The 17,615-nt window shown below is 64.6% G+C and carries 13 protein-coding genes; 7 read left to right on the top strand and 6 right to left on the bottom strand.

Going from position 1 to position 17,615, the window contains the following annotated elements; translation table 11 throughout:
• Nucleotides 1-936: 936 nt before the first annotated feature.
• Together DES52_RS20085 and DES52_RS20080 are read right to left on the bottom strand one after the other, a co-directional pair.
• Nucleotides 937-2,139, bottom strand: a complete 1,203-nt coding sequence (locus tag DES52_RS20085) for a hypothetical protein (RefSeq protein WP_110888619.1) — start codon at nt 2,137-2,139, stop codon at nt 937-939.
• Between the two features lie 663 nt (nt 2,140-2,802).
• Nucleotides 2,803-4,230 carry a hypothetical protein gene (locus tag DES52_RS20080; RefSeq protein ID WP_110888618.1) on the bottom strand — a complete coding sequence of 476 codons (1,428 nt, stop codon included), beginning with the start codon at nt 4,228-4,230 and terminating at the stop codon, nt 2,803-2,805.
• Between the two features lie 100 nt (nt 4,231-4,330).
• Between DES52_RS20080 and DES52_RS20075 the strand changes: the two genes are divergently transcribed.
• Both DES52_RS20075 and DES52_RS20070 read left to right on the top strand, forming a co-directional pair.
• Nucleotides 4,331-5,287, top strand: coding sequence for a GNAT family N-acetyltransferase (locus DES52_RS20075; protein ID WP_110888617.1), 957 nt, complete (start codon nt 4,331-4,333; stop codon nt 5,285-5,287).
• An 87-nt stretch (nt 5,288-5,374) separates the two neighbouring features.
• Nucleotides 5,375-6,208, top strand: a complete 834-nt coding sequence (locus DES52_RS20070) for an IS5 family transposase (protein ID WP_110888616.1) — start codon at nt 5,375-5,377, stop codon at nt 6,206-6,208.
• 2 nt (nt 6,209-6,210) lie between these two features.
• Here DES52_RS20070 and DES52_RS20065 read toward each other — a convergent pair whose 3' ends face one another.
• The 4 genes from DES52_RS20065 to DES52_RS20050 form a co-directional block, all read right to left on the bottom strand.
• Nucleotides 6,211-6,780, bottom strand: coding sequence for an HAD family hydrolase (locus DES52_RS20065; RefSeq protein ID WP_110888615.1), 570 nt, complete (start codon nt 6,778-6,780; stop codon nt 6,211-6,213).
• A 68-nt stretch (nt 6,781-6,848) separates the two neighbouring features.
• A complete protein-coding gene (locus tag DES52_RS20060; RefSeq protein ID WP_110888614.1) occupies nt 6,849-7,139 on the bottom strand; it encodes a hypothetical protein in 291 nt (96 codons plus the stop codon).
• A gap of 101 nt (nt 7,140-7,240) precedes the next feature.
• Nucleotides 7,241-9,463 carry a vWA domain-containing protein gene (locus DES52_RS20055; RefSeq protein WP_146237399.1) on the bottom strand — a complete coding sequence of 741 codons (2,223 nt, stop codon included), beginning with the start codon at nt 9,461-9,463 and terminating at the stop codon, nt 7,241-7,243.
• A gap of 11 nt (nt 9,464-9,474) precedes the next feature.
• Nucleotides 9,475-10,551 (bottom strand): AAA family ATPase, encoded by a 1,077-nt coding sequence (locus tag DES52_RS20050; RefSeq protein WP_170131187.1) that lies wholly within the window; start codon nt 10,549-10,551, stop codon nt 9,475-9,477.
• Nucleotides 10,552-10,790: 239 nt separating this feature from the next.
• Between DES52_RS20050 and DES52_RS20045 the strand changes: the two genes are divergently transcribed.
• The 5 genes from DES52_RS20045 to DES52_RS22675 form a co-directional block, all read left to right on the top strand.
• Complete coding sequence (locus tag DES52_RS20045; RefSeq protein ID WP_110888611.1) at nt 10,791-11,057, top strand: hypothetical protein; 267 nt, start codon at nt 10,791-10,793, stop codon at nt 11,055-11,057.
• Nucleotides 11,058-11,668: 611 nt separating this feature from the next.
• Nucleotides 11,669-11,872 carry a hypothetical protein gene (locus tag DES52_RS20035; RefSeq protein ID WP_110888609.1) on the top strand — a complete coding sequence of 68 codons (204 nt, stop codon included), beginning with the start codon at nt 11,669-11,671 and terminating at the stop codon, nt 11,870-11,872.
• A gap of 51 nt (nt 11,873-11,923) precedes the next feature.
• The gene (locus tag DES52_RS20030) at nt 11,924-12,805 is read left to right on the top strand and encodes a MerR family transcriptional regulator (protein ID WP_110888608.1); all 882 of its coding nucleotides are present in this window, start codon (nt 11,924-11,926) and stop codon (nt 12,803-12,805) included.
• Between the two features lie 645 nt (nt 12,806-13,450).
• The gene (locus tag DES52_RS20025) at nt 13,451-16,984 is read left to right on the top strand and encodes a beta strand repeat-containing protein (RefSeq protein ID WP_110888607.1); all 3,534 of its coding nucleotides are present in this window, start codon (nt 13,451-13,453) and stop codon (nt 16,982-16,984) included.
• 335 nt (nt 16,985-17,319) lie between these two features.
• On the top strand, nt 17,320-17,615 hold a 296-nt coding region (locus tag DES52_RS22675; protein ID WP_146237398.1), incomplete at its 3' end, for a hypothetical protein.

The raw sequence follows: 17,615 nt of genomic DNA, 5'->3' as shown, positions 1-17,615 counted from the left end.
AAGCTCCAGCGACTCCCTGTGTCATCGCATTCGACCAGACGCCCCTCCCCCCGTGATTTGCCTCAAACGCCATGACGAGGCCTCCCTATCACGGATGTCGATCAAACGAGGGCGCATCACCGACGTCGCACCTTATTGGCAACCAGACGTTGCCCGAAGTTAAATCGAACGCGCTGGATCTGGCAGCGCCACACCGTTAGAACACAACCCACACCTCCCACCGTCCATGGCGGATCTTGAGGACGGATAGGACGGAAACAACGGCGCGTTCGATTCACATGCGTTCCAAGGAACAGTTGGGGAAGAAACGAAGAGCTCAGGGTTCTCATCGTCGGCGCACACCCGAAAGTAACGTCACGTAACGGGGAACGAGTGACCCCCAACGAAGATTTTCACGAACAAGAACCAGGCAGGACATCAAAAGCACCCTACACCCCCCCCTTGCTCCCCCCTGCTCATTCTGGTAAACACCGTCTAGACGCGGGTCTGAGCGCAGAGCACCCTGGTGCTGCTTCGGGCGGGCTTGGGGGAGACCCACTCCTTTTCCTGGGGAGAACCTCGCAGCGATACTAACCCCCTTGACCCCACCCCCTCACCCCACTCCCTCACCGCTCGAGAGTCGAGTCACGCACGTCCCGCCCCGGCCACTGTCGCTCGAAGCATGCAAGATCACGTGAACGTTCACGCGTCCCTCGTCCATGGATCGACGCGCCCTCACGACTTCCATCCCCACCACCTAGCGCGTCCCCAAGCCCTTCGAGCGATCCCATCGACCAACCACCAACGACGACCTCGGCCACACACCGTCTATTTTTCACGCTTGAGGGGCGCCTCGAGTTGCGTGTACCGGCAAGAAGGACGGGCGCCCTAGCCGTTCTCCTTCGCGTTCGCGTCGGCTGAGGCTTGGGGCAAGGGGGTGGTGTGTGGCCGAGGGGGTTAGGCGGCGCGGTAGACCTCGTTCCACCAGCCGCTCAGTTTGAGTTCGCGGATGATGATGGCGCCGGGTCGGCGGGGTGGCGTTTCGCGCATGTGGATGAGGACGCGTTGTAGTGTGAATTGCAGGCGTGACAAGGCGGGGATGCCTTGGAATTCGGCGGTGACGGCGCGGTGCAGGAGGCGGCAGTAGTGTTTGATGCTGCCGGGATCGCGGTAGAGGCGGGCGAGGGCGGTGGCGGCCGCTTCGATGGCGTCGCCGCGCGCTTGCGGAGTGGTGGACAGCACCGCGGAGAGGTTCCAGACGACGTCGGCCGGGTCGTTGGCGGCGGTGAGGGAATCAACTCCAACGGAGGGAGTTGAAGTGGGATTTTCTAACGTCCACTGCAAAAGGCCTTTAATTCCAACCTTCCTATCTGGATAGGAAGATGATTCCCTCACGCGCTTTTCGGCGACTTCCTTTCGAAGTTGCCAGGCGGTGCGGCCGCGTTTTCGGTCCGCGTCGAGATCGCGGGGCGCGGCGGTGAGGTCCTCGGGGCGGAGGTGGGCGCGCGCGCCCACGCGGGCGCGGAGGAGGACGCACACGAAGACGCCTCCGCAGCAGCGTTGCGGCTCGAACGTACCATCGGCGGTGGGGAAGCGCGCGCTGGTGTACCAGCGGCGGGTGTGTACCAGGCCGACGTCGCGCAGGTCGCTGAGGGCGCGTTCGCACGTGGCGGCGCTGAGGTTCGTGGCGACCGGCAAGGCGTCGAGGACGGTGAAGTACACGTAGCTGGTGACGTGTTCGCTGTGGCCGCGCAGCGCGACGAGGGTGTACGCGGCTTCGACGAGGGCGGCGTACACGGTGCGGGCGCGGTCGTGCACGCCGGGGCGCAGGCGCGCGAAGTGCGCTTCGGCGAGTGTGAGGGCGCGCTGCGTGCGGTCGAGGACGTCGACTTCCGGTTGGGCGTGCGGCACGCGGCGCGTCGGAATGACCTTCGCGGGTCGAGGCGACGCGATCGGCGTGGGTAGCTTGACGGGGGGTCGGGAGAGCACGCTGGGGAAGGGGAGGGGGCGTTGCTCGCTTTCGCGGAGAACGCGGCGGAATTCGAGGTCCGCTTGGCGTTTGGTGAGCAGGTCGCGTTGCGCTTGCTGCAAGCGCGCTTCGTCGGATGGAGGGAGGTGCGACACGACGGGATGTCCGTCGCTCAGTGAAGAGACGGTCATGTGAGCCTCCTTGAGGAACAAGAGGTTGTCTCGGTAGGATGACCGTTGCGTAGGTCGCTCTACCGAGCGTGCAGTCCCCGGTTGCCGCCGGAGATGTTTATTGGCTTATGAGCGCGTTGGGAGCTAGGACCTCCTGGAGGGCGGGAGCGCTGATCGTGTTCGACGTTGCTTGACGTTCACTGGCCAAGTTCGTAATGGCACTCATGAGAGTGTGCTTATCAGTTCACGTTGCGCCCAGTGTACACACGCCCTTTTCGCATCCAGAGTGCCGCTGAGACGTGGAGCGCCGACATTCACCTAGCGATGGTGAATGTCGTTCAAGCGCGTCCACGCAGATGTTTGTATTGACGAGTCCGTGGTGGTTCGGCAGCCAGGTGGGGTGGAAACACCTGCGCATTCGGCAGTCAGGTGGGGTGGAAACACCCGCGCGTTCGGCAGTCAGGTGGGGATGTAAACGCACGCGTTCGGCAGTCAGGTGGGGGTGCGTTCGGCACGTGGGTGGGGGTATAACGCCGCGCGTTCGGCAGTCAGGTGGGGGTGAAACGCGGAATCCCGTGAAGTGGTGACATTCAGGGCACGTCACCTTGACGCTTCAGCTTGCCGTCGCGCTCGCACCGCCGTGTCGCGGTGCGGTAACGTGTCGCGTTCGGCAGTCAGGTGGGGTCAGCGCGTCCGGCTCGTGCGTTCCACGAGCGCTTGCGTCGCGGCGAGTAGGGGCGCGGGCACGCGAATTTCGATCACGCTTTGCAGCCATGCGTCGTAGAACTCTGGCTTGCCTTGCAGGCGATCGAGGAGAGCAGCGCTGTCCGGCACGTACCGCCATCCGTCGTGCACGCCGAGGTCATGCAGCAAGTCAAGCGTGCCTTCCAAGCGTTCGAGCGCTCGGTTGAAGTTTTTGTTGGCGCGCATGTCGTTGACGTCGTTGAGCAGGCTGGCCCGTTCGAGCAACGCGTGCACGCTGACAAAGCGCACGTCGCCTTCAAGGTCGGCGGTTTCACGCACGAGGTACGTGAGTTCCGTGCCGACTTGCTTCGCCCATAAATTCGTGGCGGAATTCGCCGGAAGCTCAACGAGGCTGCGGAAGATAGGCGCGTAACTCTTGGGGAAGTACTTCGCCCACTCGCCGAGCACGACCGTCCACGAGTTCGGGATGAACTGACCGTCGATTTGTCGCGTGTACCCGCGTTCCATCACGGCGAGGACGCGCTTGCGGGTCACGCGGTCCGGGAAGCGCGTGTCGGGCATCGTCAACCACAAGCGCTCGAGGTGATGTAGGGACCGCGAGCAGTGCACGAGGTCTTTGCCGCGCATGCCGCCCTTCGGGTGCGGTTTGAGACCGAGGGCGCGCGCGAGTTCGTCCGGGCGGATGGTGATCGGCGCGAAGACGTCGTCGCCGTCCGCTTCGAGGGCGCGCGCCGTGAGGAGGCGCCACACGTCGCTGGTGCGCGGGTCGAGGGTCATGAGTTGCTGCCGGAGCTGCTCGGGCGCGGCGTCTTCCTCGAAGTAATCGAGGGCGAGCGTTTCCTCGAACGCGTCCCGGTATTGCAGCGTGACTTCGTCCCAACCGTGCGTGCCGCGCGTTGCGCGATCGATGAACACACCGGGTTTGTTCGCGAAGACCGTGAGGAAGGGGCCGGGCGCTTGCGGGGCGGACGCGGTCGTGACTGCGTCGGGTGCGACGACGGCGGGGAAGTGCGCGTTTTGCACGCCTGAGCGCAGCACCCATTGAGGCACGCGCGCGGGCAGGCGGTAGTACGCTCGCAGCGGTTGCACGTACAACGCCCGCTCTTTCCACAGGGCTTTCTCGTCGCTGTTGCCTGCGCGTACACGCCGCACGCCTTTCAAGGGCGCGACGACGTCCTCGTGAAGTTCTTGTCCGTTGATCCGCACCCACTCGACGGCCATCCACCCGAAGTACTCCGCTTTGAGGAGTTCCGCCGCGCTGTTGGCGTCGGTGGCGCTCGGGTACGCGTCACGCCAAGTGCTGGCGTTGAGTAACGCGGCGCGCGCGTCGTCATCGGCGAATCGTTCCAGCGCCACGCGCACGGCGTGGGTCATTTCCGGAATGCTCGGCGTCTTTTGACGAGGCACAACCGCATTCTAGGTCATGTAGGCCAAGGGGGAAGACGACGCGTCAGCGCTGTGTAGAGCGCAGGTAGAATGAGTTGCTTCCAAGAGGTCATGCTGAGGCATGACGACCCTGCCCACGTCGTACACCCTCCGTGACGCGCACCCCGACGATCTCGCCGCGTACGTCGCCATCCTCAACACCGACGAGACCGAGCCGTACACGCCGCAAGCATTCGCCGAGTCCGAGCGCTTCCCTCGGCAGATCGCCAGCTACTTTCAGCGCCTCGTCCTCGAAGACGCCGACGGGAACGTGCAAGGCACCGCCGTGCTCTTCACCAACGCCATGCGGCCGGGCGTCTTCATCACGCACCCGGTCGTCGCGCCCGACGCGCGCGGACGTGGGTACGGCGAGGCGTTGCTCACGCGCGTCCTCGACCTCGCGCTTGCCCAGGGTGCGCACACGTTGGAAGTCAGCGTGCGCGACGTCAACCCCGAAGGACGGGCCTGGGCGGAGCGGCGAGGCTTCGCGCTGCACTTCCACCGCTTCGAATCCACCCTCGACCTCACCACCTTCGACGAAGCCGCACACGCCGACGTCGAGCGCCGCGTGGCCGACGCCGGAATCACCTTCGAGGACATGCGGACGCTGGGCAGCGACGAGGCGAACTGGTCGCGGCTGTACGACTTCCGCAACGACCGAGTGGCGGAAACGCCGGACTACCGAGGGATGCCGCGCATGCCGGTGGAGCAGGTACGGCGCATCATGCGTGAATCCCCGATGGTGCGGCCCGAGTGGATCGTGCTGGCGACGCGCGGGCAGGAGTGGTTGGGACTGAGCGTGATGGCGTCGTTGCCGCACGGCGCGTACAACGCCATCACGGGCGTGGCACCCGAAGCACGGGGGATGGGCGTCGCGCGGGCGTTGAAGGTGAACGTGATTCGTCGGGCGCGTGCGGCGGGATTTTCGACGATGAGCACGAACAACCTGAGCATCAACGCGCCGATGCTAGCGGTGAATCGCCGCTTGGGCTTCGAGGCGCGGCCGGGCTTCTGGGTGATGCAGCGCACGCTGGCGTAGCGTACACCCTTGGCCAACACGACCTAAAGTGCGTATATGAACGACTACGAGTCGTCCTGTACGCACTTTTTCACCGTACCGTGAGGCATGTCGACCTCCTATCCAAGCGACCTCACCGACGTGGAATGGGCTTTGCTCGAACCGCAACTCCCCGGTCCCTTTGACACAGGCCGACCACGTGTCCTCAATCGCCGCGACCTTGAGGGCGCGATGCTCTACGTCCTCAAGACCGGTTGCGCCTGGCGCTTCCTGCCCGCCGACTTTCCCAAGTGGACGACCGTGTACGCCCTCTATCGGCGCTGGCGACTCAACGGCACCTGGGAAAGCCTCCACACGTACTTCCGCGAGTTGCTCCGCATGCGACTCGGGCGCAATCCTCAACCGACCGCGGGCATCATCGACTCGCAAAGCGCCAAGACCACCGAAGCGGGCGGTGCGCGAGGGTTCGACGGCGCCAAGAAAGTCAACGGCCGCAAGCGGCACATCCTCGGCTTGATTCTTCGTGTCGCGGTACATCCGGCCGACATGCAGGACCGAGACGGCGGCAAGCTCGTACTGGAAGGCTTGCACGACGAGTACCCGAACCTGCGACACGTCTGGGCGGACCAGGGGTACACGGGGAACTTCTTGCGCTGGGCGAAAAGCGAGCAGGGTGTGACGCTCGAAGTGGTGTACCCCTGGTGGCGGCAAGCGCAACGTTACGACCCGGAACTCCTCAAGCAAGTCGAACAGCGCGGTACGTTCAACGTCCTGCGGAGGCGCTGGGTCGTTGAGCGGACCTTCTCGTGGCTGAACAAATGCCGTCGGCTTTCGAAGGATGACGAAGCGCTAGCGGCCACGACGGAGGTTCTCGTGTACCTCGCGATGATCCGCTTGATGCTCCGTCGCCTCGTCCGGGCACCGCCACAGGTTCTCAATTGACGTCACGAAAACGTGGCAGCCCTCGTTCGCCAGCCTCGTTTCTCCAGGCTGCGTACATCTTCGTGCCGAGCGATCGACGTGAGGTAGTACGTCAGCGCTTCGAGTTCCGTGTCCATTTCGTCGCCCGTCCACGGTGAGACCTTGACGAGGTGTCCATAACCGCAGGCGTAATTCGACGCGACGTCATCGACAACGAGAACGCGATGACGAGGGTATTTGCTGCGAATCCACCCGGCGTTGAACTTGCGTGCGGGCTTGCGGAACGCGTACGCACCGTCCTCGGTGCGCTTCCAGGTACACCGCTCGCGGTGCCACAGGAAGAACGCGCGTTCCGCAAGGTCGAATTCGGCCGCTTCACGAATGGCGGTGAGGCCCGCGTGCATCCAGTCTTCGGTCGCCGCCGTCCACACGGCAAGGTCATAGTGCTGACCAACCGTTTCGAGGAAGGTGCGGAGGTGAGGCCGGAGGAGAAAACGGACGCCCGTCGGCTGTGTCGGATCGTCGATGCCGTGCCAAAGCGTTTCGTCGAGGTCCAGCACGAGGAGGGGACGAGAGGTGGACACGGCTTGCATGCCTTCATCGTGTCAGAGGACGACGTACTTCATTGGTCACCGCTTCGCAAGGCGTTCATACACGCTCTTTAGTCAGTGAGCGTGGTGCTCATGGCTGTTTCCGCTCCGACCTTCGTCACTTCGTAGCCGGAGCGTGAGATGCGCGAACCGTCGGCTCGGCAGCCGAGCGTGATGTCCCATCGGTACTTCTTGCCGACTGAGCGAACGGTGCCTCGGCCGTTCGGCTTGCGGCGCGACGACGGATCTCGCGTGTCGGCAGGCAGCGCGTCACGAGCAGAGAGGACGGGCAGGCGGCGCTGTTGATGCTGCTGCTCGACGTAAGGAACAGCCTGCCTGCCGTGAAGGAATCGTCCTTGCAACCGCGGAGTAACAACACGTTCGTTTCGTGAGTGAAAGCGCGTGGACTGAACGGTTCACGCGCCTTGGTTGCTCTCGGCGTGTGAAGATCACGGAGCGTCGTTCAGGTCGCGCGAATGGTGAAGACGGGCGCGCGTGTCGCGAACAACAAGCGCGTACCAGGCGGCATGAGGAAGGCGTGTTCGCGGCGCGGCGCGAGGCGATCGTCGAACAGGCCATCCGTGACGATGAGCATCGGCGTGTCCGGGTGAATGCCGTCGGGTTCGTGTTCGAGTTGCTCGGTGAGCATCAACGCCGGGATGAGGGACGTGCCGCCGCCACCTTTCAGGACGAGGCGGTCCCCGGCGCGCCACGGCGCGCTCCACCCGTGGTCGGTGACGCCCGCGTCGCATGACAGCACCCGCACGCGGTCGACGCCCAAGACCTGACAGGTGGTGCGCACGCCGCCGAGCGCTTCGGCGAGGTCACGGTCGCCGACGCTGCCGGACGTGTCCACCACGAGCACGAGCGAGTGGCGCGGGCCGGGTTCGTCACGGCCGCGTCCCGCGCGTGGTTCGTTCGGGTTGAGGCTGCTGCGGCGACTCGGGTGCGCGTACGTGCGGCGACGCACGCGTACCGGCACGACCTTCGAAAGGTACGCTTGCAACGCGGGTCGCCACGGAATCGGTTCGGCCCCGCGTTCGCGAAGCGCGCGGTTCAACCCGGCGGGCATGGAGCCCGCCCAGCGAAGCGCGTCGGCTTCTTCCATGCCGCGCGCGGCCGCGTCACGCCACGCGCGGTCTTCTTCGTCGGTCAAGGCGCGCGCGGCGTCTTCACCCGCGCCGATCAAGTCGGGCAGGCTGGCGCCACGCAAGCTGGGACGGCGCCGCAAGAGGCTCGGGTCGTCGAGCAGACGCAAATAAATCGCTTCGGCCGAGTCGAGGTTCGACAGCGTCGCGTCGTACGGCGCGCCGTCGGGTCGCGTGCCGTACCCCATGCGCTCGAGCCACCCGGCGAGCAGCAAATCACACGCGTAATTCCACGCGTTTGGTTGCTTGTCATGTCCGCGCGCGGGGTGACCGAGCGCGAGGTGCAGCGCGAGTTCAGCGAAGGCGTACGTGAGTTGCTCGTGCTCGAAGCCCGCGCCGAGGTTGACGTACACGACCTTCAAGGTCGGGTCGAGGGCGACGCCGGACACGCGGGCGCGCAAGCACCGCACGGGGTCGAGTTCGAGTTGCAACTCGGCGAGGGTCGGGCGAAGGTGCGGGATGTTCTGACCGACGTCACTCCACGCGAGCAGCACCGCGTCCACGCGGCGTTCGTTGGCTTCATTGTCGCGGTCGCCGCGTTTGCCCGCCAAGACGGGCTGCAAGGCGGTGGAGAGTTCTTGCATGGCGCTCGCGAGGCCACTCGGGGCGTCCTCACGCGCGTGCGACGCGTGGTGTTCAAGGCGTTCTTGCGCGCGGCTCATGGCCGCTTCGCGCGCGGCACGTCCGAGTTGGTACGCGAGGCGTGACGTGACCGTGGAACGGCGCGTGTTCGCCGTTCTTTCGAAGCGGTGCGAGGCGTCGGGGTGCTCGTGCGCCCACGCGACGTTCGCTTCACCGCCTTCACCGCCTTGCGCGGCGCGCGGGTGGCCTTGCACGGCGCGGTTGAGGCGGCGAAGGGTGTTCGCGATGCCGCTGGGCACGCCTTCGAAGGCGCCGTCGGGGAAGACGCCGGTCGCGTCGAGCATCGGTCCCCACGGTTCGATGAGTTGAGGCGTCAACCGTCCGCTTTGCACGCTGGCGAGCGCGTCTCGCCAGCCGTGGCGACCGAGGGGCACGCGACCTTGATCGGCCCACGCGGCGTGCCCGCTCGGGTCGTCGTCGAGGAAACCGCCGTGGGCGTGCACTTCGCCGTCAGCGACGATGATCATCGCGGCGGACGCGGTGCGTTCGAGCAGCGCGAACGCGTCGAGGTTCGCGTCACGCCACGCGTTCACGTCGCGCGCGCGCAACTCATCGGCGATCCACGCGCTCGCGAGGCGCGGCAAGTCCAGTTTCACGCTCGCTCGGGCGAGCGTGGCGAGGTAGTGCCACCACAAAGCGTTGACGTGCTCGGAAGCGGCGAGGCGCAGCGGTTCGGCGAGCGTCCACGCGCCGCTGGACACGCGCAGTGGGCGCGTGCGGGCGTAGGGCGCGCCGGCCCGCGTGGTGTTCGCGGCGATGATGACGTCCGCTGGGTCGAAGTCGTCGTCCCAACGCCAATCGATGACCGTGACGTGCCGTTCGAGGAGCGTGCGCAGCACGCGCGCGTCCATCGCGCGGGCGGGCGCGATGGGCGTCCAGATGGTCGGAGTCGTCAAGGTCGCCTCTTTCAGTTGTGCACGGCCGCGAGGCGCGCGCCGACCCGCTCGAGGAACCACGCGGGCACGCGCTCGCTCGCGAGGAGGGCGTTGCCGAGCTCGGGGGCGCTCACGGCGAGGGTCTGCACGAAGCTCACGGCTTGCGCGGCGAAGACCTTCGCGTCGCCGCGCAAGTCCGCCTCGAGGCGCGGCAGTTCGTGCTCGAGGCGGCTGCGCAGCAGCGTCACGAGGTGCGCGACGAGCGCGCGGTGCTCGAGGGGATCGGGTAGTTTCTGCTCGCCGCGCAGCACCGCTTGCAGCGACAAGTTCTGCGAGCGCCTGGACAGCCACGCGCCGAACTCTTCGGCGTCTCGCGGCGCGACGGCACCACGCACGATCTGCGCGACGCGCTTGGCGTGCTCGGCGCTGCCCGCGTTTGGCGCGCGGTCGATTTGCCAGCCGTACAACGCCTTGGACGCGATCGCCCACGCGCGTGGATTCGTGGCGAGCTCGTCGTCATCGCCAGGCTTGCCGATGAGGTACTTCAGGCCCGCTTCTGCGATGAATTCACGCACGAGGGGGTGCACGCCGTTCGCGTCGGCCCATGCGAGCCAACCGCGCGTGGAGGTGATCTTGAGGTGCACGTGGAACATGCGGCTCATCAGGGGCGCGGGAATGGGTCGCGCGACGGAGTTGTGCGACGTGGGGTTGGCGGCGCATACGACGACGGTGCCGCGCGGAAAGAAGTGCCCTCCGATGCGGCGTTCGTTGATGAGCGGGAAGAAGGCGCGCATCACGTCCGGTTCGGCGGCGTTGAGTTCGTCGATGAACACCACGCTCGGCTCGGCGCGCATGAGGGTCGCGGGCGGGCACATGCGTGTGGTGTACGTGGCGGGGTCGATGAGGGGCACGGCGAGATCTTCAGGGCTCATTTGCGAGCCGAGCAGGATGGACACGGGCATGCCGAGTTCACGGCCGAAGGTTTCGATGACTTCGCTTTTCCCGACGCCCGGCGGACCCCACACCATCAACGTCTGCTCGGTGCCCATGGAAACGAGGAGGTCTTTGAGGCTGTCGTGGTCGACTGCCGGGATGGATTCGATGTTCAAGGAAGCTCCTGAAGATTGACCGGGCAGTGGCGTGAAGGAAGCAGTACGGTGACATTCAGTATGCCGCGCTTGTTTCTTGCGTGCGTAGGTGAAGTGGCATACGCCACGCGCGCGGCCCGGGACGGCCGGTGGTTGGCTCTTCCTTGGGGCGTTTACGCAGCTCACCGGGTACGGCGCCTGCAACGTCCTTTTCTTCATGCTCGCGCTCCTCACGTGGCGGCGCGTGGTACTTCAAAAGCATGAACGCGAAAACGAAGGGCGTGCTGCTCGCGCTGATAAGCGTCATCATGGCAGTCAACGTGGCGCTGATCATCTTCGTGCCAACGTTTTCCGAACGCGCGGCGTCGCCGACGCCCAGCGAGCCGCCGCCAGCCATGGCGCCGCCGGAAGCGGCGGAAATGCCGGATTACGTGGAGGCGCTGCGGGCGTTGCGTGACATCTGGAGCCCGAACGAACCGGTGCGAAGCGTGACGACCGATGCGTACGACGCGCCGATGGGCACGTGAGGCTTCATGTCTCACTATGCGCACTTTTGTCCGCTTTCCAGCGTATCGAGTTGACCCACCGCGCATACAACGCTATCTTTTCCTTATCAGCGCCTCGAAAGGGCGCTTTTTTCATGCTTCGAGCGGCCCGGCGTTTTTCCCGGCGTTCACCTTCCCTCTCTAGCGTACTCGGCGTGTTACTGACATCGGTCGAAGTGAAGCGGGAGGCGCCCGCGTATTTGCTCCGCGATAATGGCGGCCTCAGTCCCATGCCGCCCGCGTAACTTTTGCGGTTATCAATAACCGTCACGCCCCTGTCTCGTCGATCCCATCCGCCCGGCTTTGACTTCCACATTCACGAGGATCACTTCGACCTCGCGCACGTCCACATTCACGAAGACGGCACAGCCCGCGTGAGCTTCCTCGAACCGCCCACGCGTGCCTTCACCGTCACCTTCGACGAGGGCACGCCCAGCGAGATGCGCGCGCACCTCACGCCCATCCTTGTGAAGCTGCTGATGAACACCTCGCCTGCGACAGTTCCTGTTGCTTGCAGAGAAATTAGGCATCCCCATGCGACGCTTGACTCTCCCGTAACTGGAGCCCTCACCCTTGGAAGCAAGGAGGGCAACATGGACACCGCTCAAGCCCGCTTTCAATACGAGTTGTTCCGCATCCAAGACCGCGTCACCGAACAACTGACCGACGCCCCCATTGACGCTCCATTCGATGCACCCCTCAAGGCACCTCAAGGCTCAGTGTGGCGGCACACCCTCGCTTCGCTGCTCCACCGACTCGCCTTGCGCATCGACTCTGTCACCCGTCAGCCCGCCTGAGTTCATCACGCTCTCCCCGGCGAGACCTATCGTGACGGGACGGAGGCAGGGATGGACGTATCCAAGGAGGCGCTGTTCAGCATCGGGCAGTTCGCCAAGCTGAGCAACATCAGCATCAAGACGCTGCGGTACTACGACGCGGAAGGGCTGCTCAAACCCGCCTATATCGATGCGCAAAGCAATTATCGGTACTACACGCCGACGCAACTCGAGCACGCGCGCCTCCTGCAGAAACTGCGCTTCATCCACGTGCCCCTCGACGTCCTTCGAGACTTCATGCAGTGCCCCACCGAGGCGTACTTGCAAGAAGTCCTGGATCGGTACGAACGGCAGTTGCAGCAGGAACTCGAAACCCTCACGGGACGCATCGAGGGCATTCGCCGCAGACGCGCGTACCCACGAGATCTGCGCCCTTATGACGTGCGCGTGGAAATTCGTCCCTCCGTGCCCTTCGTGTACCTGCACTACCAAGTGGGGCTTTCACGAATCGAGGAAGCGCGGGACCTCGCGTTCAAGGAACTGCGCGCGTACCTCGCTCGCTTCAGCATGGAGCCCGCGAGCCCTCCGATGTGCTTCGGTCCACCACACCCACCGTCACGCGACGATCAGGTTGTACACCAGGTGATCGCCGGGTTCGAAGTTTCGCAGCCGGTTCCTGATGAAGGCCGCATCTTGTCGGGGTGGACGCCGGGCGGAACATGGTACACGGCGCGGCATCACGGGTTGTACGACTACATCGGGTACGCCAAAGCGCCGACGTTTCAACGCGCTCGGGAGGACGGCGTACCCATCGGTAAAGGGTCAGAGGAGTTTTGGCATGCCGAGGTGTACCGAATTGGACCGTGGGACACGCCGGACCTCGGGCAGTTGCTGACGGACGTCCGGTGGTTACTCGAGGCGGACACGCTCGGCACGCTTGCTCTCCCTACCTGAATTGCTGTTCCACACGGTATGCACCACCTCGCGCCGATCCTCGTGAAGCTCCTACAAGACGGCCTGCCCCTCGTCGATCCGCTCGAGGTTGCTACGTTTTGCTAAGGTTTCGAGCGCGACCTGACAACACCTGACGCGCATGGTCCGCGATCCTGTTTCATCCTGTTCCGCTGCTGTCACCTTCATTTCTTCAGGGCTGAAACTTCCAGGAACCGCCCGCGCTCCCTGTCGAGCTGCCCGGCGCACCTAAGATTCCCTAAGATCAGCCCGCGTGGTGAGCACCCCCAGCGCTGCCCGGCGAAACAGACAAAACAGACACCATAAAAAGGGGCGTTAGTACATGACGTGCTCTCGTGGTACGCAGGCCTTCATTTCTTCAGCGCTGAAATTTCGAGGAACCACCCCCGAAACGTTCCAGCTCGGTACCCCATGACAGATACCCGTGAAAGCGGTTGACAACTATCAACCACTCCTTTGAAGGTAGGAATGTTGCGCTTCACCACCCGCACGCCCGCGCGTACCACAGTCTGGGTTGACGTTCAGGGAGCAATGCCCAGCCACCTCAACCGACTCCGACGGATGAACTGACAGCGTGCCCCCGGTCGCACCACGAAGCGGTACCGCAAGTCGTACAGTGAAATTAATATGAAAAACCTACGCCAGATCGCCAGCTTGTTGTCAGTTGCCCTGGCGCTTGGTAGCTGCGCTCAGACTCCTGTCGCCACGCCGCCCTCCCTGACCTTCGGCAACAACGGGACGGTCAGCTTCAACGGCACCGCAGGTCAGACCGAGACCCGGAGCGTCACCGTCACCAACAACGGCACGAGCGCCGTCACAGTGAACGTGGAGGGCCTCAACAACCTGCCCACCTGGATCACGGTGAGTGGCGTCACGAACGGCAGCATCACCGTGCAGCCCAACGCCACTGCCACCCTGGGCTTCAGCGCCGCCTGCCCAGCAACCGGCACTGGCTACAACCAGGACAAGACGCTCACCCTGACTGCCGGCACCGGCGCCAACACGCTGACCAAGACCATTACGGTCCATATCGTCTGCGCCGCGCCCAACCCTACGCCCACGACCATCGGTAACGGCACCTCTTCGGCCACCAATCTGCTTCCCGGCCAGAACACCACGCTGAGCGTCACCACCAACAGTGATCAGGCCGTGACCTACACGGTGACCGGCGCCAACGCGAGTAGCGCCACCATCACCACCAACACCGGTAACAACCAGCAGGCCACCTTCAGCGCCACCCAGCCCGGCACCTACACCATCACCGCCACCAGCGGTGGTGTCAGCACCACCTTCACCGTCACGGTCAACGCCAACCCGACGGTCACCCAGCCGCAGGCCAACCCCAACCCCGGGACCGTGGGCGCCGTGACGACCCTGACCACCACGACCACCGGCGGGGCCAACGTCGCCTTCAACGTCACCCGGCCGGACGGCACCACCTTCACCCTTGGCGCAACAACCACCAACGGCACCTCCACGGCGACCTTCACCCCTGCCCAGGTCGGCGTGTACGTGATCGGCGCGACCGCCACCAGCGCGGACACCACCGCGGTGGCCACGAGCACCACCATCAACTACACCGTCAACCCCTCGCCCGCGGTCGTGAGTAACACTGCCTGTAGCACGGACCTCGTGGCGGGCAACCAGGGCAGCATCACCAGCACGGTCACCGGCAGCACCGCGGGCGTCACCTTCACCGCTACCGGCCCGGCCACCTTGACCTTTACGTCCAACCCGAACAACAACAACGCCGCCACCTTCACCCCGACCACGGCGGGCACCTACACCATCACCGCCACCCCGAAGGGCGGCGGCACGGCCCAGACCACCACCTGCGACGTTGCCGCGACGACGATCACCGTGGCGACCAACGCGACCACCGTGACCGTGAACGAGGCCAGCACACTGACGGTCACCACCAACAGCACCCAGGTCCCCGTCATCGTCGTCAGGAATGCTAACAACAACGTCATCACGTCCGGCTTCACCCTCACTGACAACAACAACGGCACCTACACCATCGCGTTCAGCACCGCAGGGACCTACAGCGTTGCGGCCCGGGTGAACGGTACCACCAGCGGCCCGGCGACCATCACGGTGCACTCGGTCTTCGCTACCACCAGCTGCCCGGCCGTGACCTCGGGCCAGACCGGCACCATCAGCAGCACGGTGACCGGCAGCAACACTGGCGTGACCTACACGGCCAACGGCCTGACCTTCACCCCTGACCCGGCCAACGCCAACAACGCCACCTTCATCGCACCCAACGTCCCCGTCCCCGCCCAGTCGGCCTACAGCGTGACCGCCACCAACATCCAGGGCGGCGTGACCACCACGACCAGCATTACCTGCATCGTCAACCCGGTGAACAACACGCTGGTCGCCAACCCGACCAGCGTGCCGGTGAACCAGCCCAGCACGCTGACGGTGACCACCAACGGCACCACGACCCCCACCTTCACCGTCAGGGATGCGAACGGCAACGTCGTGCCCATAGCCAACTACACCCTCACCACCAACAACAACGGCACCTACACCTTCATGGCGAGCATCGCTGGCACCTACAGCATCAGCGAAGTCGTGAACGGTTTGACCAGCAACACGGTGACGGTCACCGTCACCCCGGCGCCGGTAAGCTCGGTGACCATCGCCCCGACCAGCGCGACGGTGGCCGTGAACACCCAGCAGACCTTCACCGCCACTGTGAACGGCGGGAATGGCTCAGGCATGACCTTCAGCACCACTGCGGCCGACGCCGTCCTGGTCAGCAGCACCGCCACGAGCGCCACCTACAGCTTCCCCACCGCAGGCAGCTACAGCGTGACGGCCACCAGCGTGCAGGATCCGACCAAGACCGCCACCTCCACACCCGTGAAGGTCAATCCGACCATCGCCAACGTGGTGTGCAGTCCGAACTTGGTGGCGGGCAACCAGGGCACCATCACCTCCACGGTGACCGGCAGCACGGCCGGCGTGACCTACAGCGCTACCGGACCGGCCACGCTGACCTTCAGCAACGTCGCGGGCAGCAACAGCTCGACCTTCACCCCGACCGTGGCCGGCATCTACACCATCACCGCCACCCCCAACGGTGGTGGCACTGCCGTCACGACCACTTGCACGGTCGCCGCGACCACCATCGCGGGCGGCACGTCGACTCCCAGCCCGGTCGCGGTGAACCACAGCAGCACCCTGAGCGTCACCACCAACAGCACCAAGGCGGTCTCGTACTTCGTGTACACCGGACCAGCCGGCGCTGCAGTCAGCGTCGTGCCTGACCCGAACAACAACCAGCAGGCGACCTTCATCGGCGGCACTGCCGGCGACTACACCATCGTGGCCCAGGTGAACGGCGTCAGCACCAGCTTCACTGTGACGGTCATCCCGACCATCGCCAACCTGGTGTGCAGTCCGACTACAGGCGTGGTGGGAACGCAGAGCACGGTCAGCTCCACGGTGACGGGCAGCACCGCTGGCGTGACGTACACGGCCACTGACCCCAACGGCAACACGGTGACCTTCACCCCCACCGCCGCAGGCAGCAACAGCTCCACTTTCACCCCGACGGTGGCCGGTACCTACACCATCACCGGCACCACCAATCAGGGCGGCCAGACCACCACCACCTGCACCATCAACCCGGTGATCAACACCCTGGTCGCCGACCCGGCCATCGTGGCCGTGAACCAGGCCAGCACACTGACGGTGACCACCAACGGCAGCACGGCCCCCACCTTCACCGTCAAGGACGCCAACGGCAACGTCATCACGGCTGGCTACACCCGCACCGACAGCTTCAATGGCACCTACACCATCGTGTTCAGCACCCCGGGCACCTACACCATCACTGAAGTCGTGAACGGGGTGACCAGCAACGCGGCCACCGTGACCGTCACCGCGCCGGTGACAGCTGTAACCCTCTCATGCCCTAAGTTACTCTCCGCGGGCGGTGAGGGTTTCATCGTGGCAACTGTCACCGGCGGCGACGGCGTTTCGGGTGTGTTATTCGATGTCTTTCCGATAAACGACCTCCCCTACGACCTGATCGTCAATTCGGCGACAACCGCCACATTCATTGGTACGGGTGAGAGCTACTTGATCGGTGCCCATAGCGTTGAGAACCCGGACGTCTCTGGTGGCTGCGTCATCGCGGTGCGCTGAGACTTTCAGGCACTGTCTTTAAGCCCGGTTCCTGCACACGCGGGGGCCGGTTGCTGCTGTCCACCCGGCCCACTTCCAGGCAGGTGAACCTCTGGCGGCAGCAGGGTGAAGCTCGACATTCTGCCTTCCAGATGTCGGTCCCGCCGCCGTGGTCTGTGAAGCTCCTCCAGGACGGCCCCGCCCTCATCGATCCGCGCGAGGTTGTGAAGTTTTGACAAGGTTTCGAGCTTTCCCGGCGATCTGCTCGAAGGTCATCAGGTTTTATAAGGTTCCGAGTGCGACCGAACAAGAGAGATCAAACAGATCCTTCCTCTCCAGGTCAGAGGGGCGATTTTATGCCTAACTCCGCAGTTCAGATTGCGTTGCAGACGTTGAACGGCACCGTCAACACTCGTTTACGACATGCACACGTCAGAGGTGTCCCGCCCGGAGAAATCAATCGTAATGCCGTTGAGCGCCAAGCCCGGCAAGCGGTAGTCAGCACGCTCGCCCCTGGATTCAAGAGCAAGAACGCCGAGTACCGAACGGCGGTGAATGCAGTCAAGGATGCGCTGACTGCGCACGGCGTGACGCGCATCTTGTGGGTACTGGACCGTGGCTTCGACGCCTTGGACTTCCTGCGCTTTTTGCA

The organism is Deinococcus yavapaiensis KR-236 (assembly GCF_003217515.1).
GTDB lineage: Bacteria > Deinococcota > Deinococci > Deinococcales > Deinococcaceae > Deinococcus_A > Deinococcus_A yavapaiensis.
This window is presented reverse-complemented; position numbering and strand designations above follow the sequence as displayed.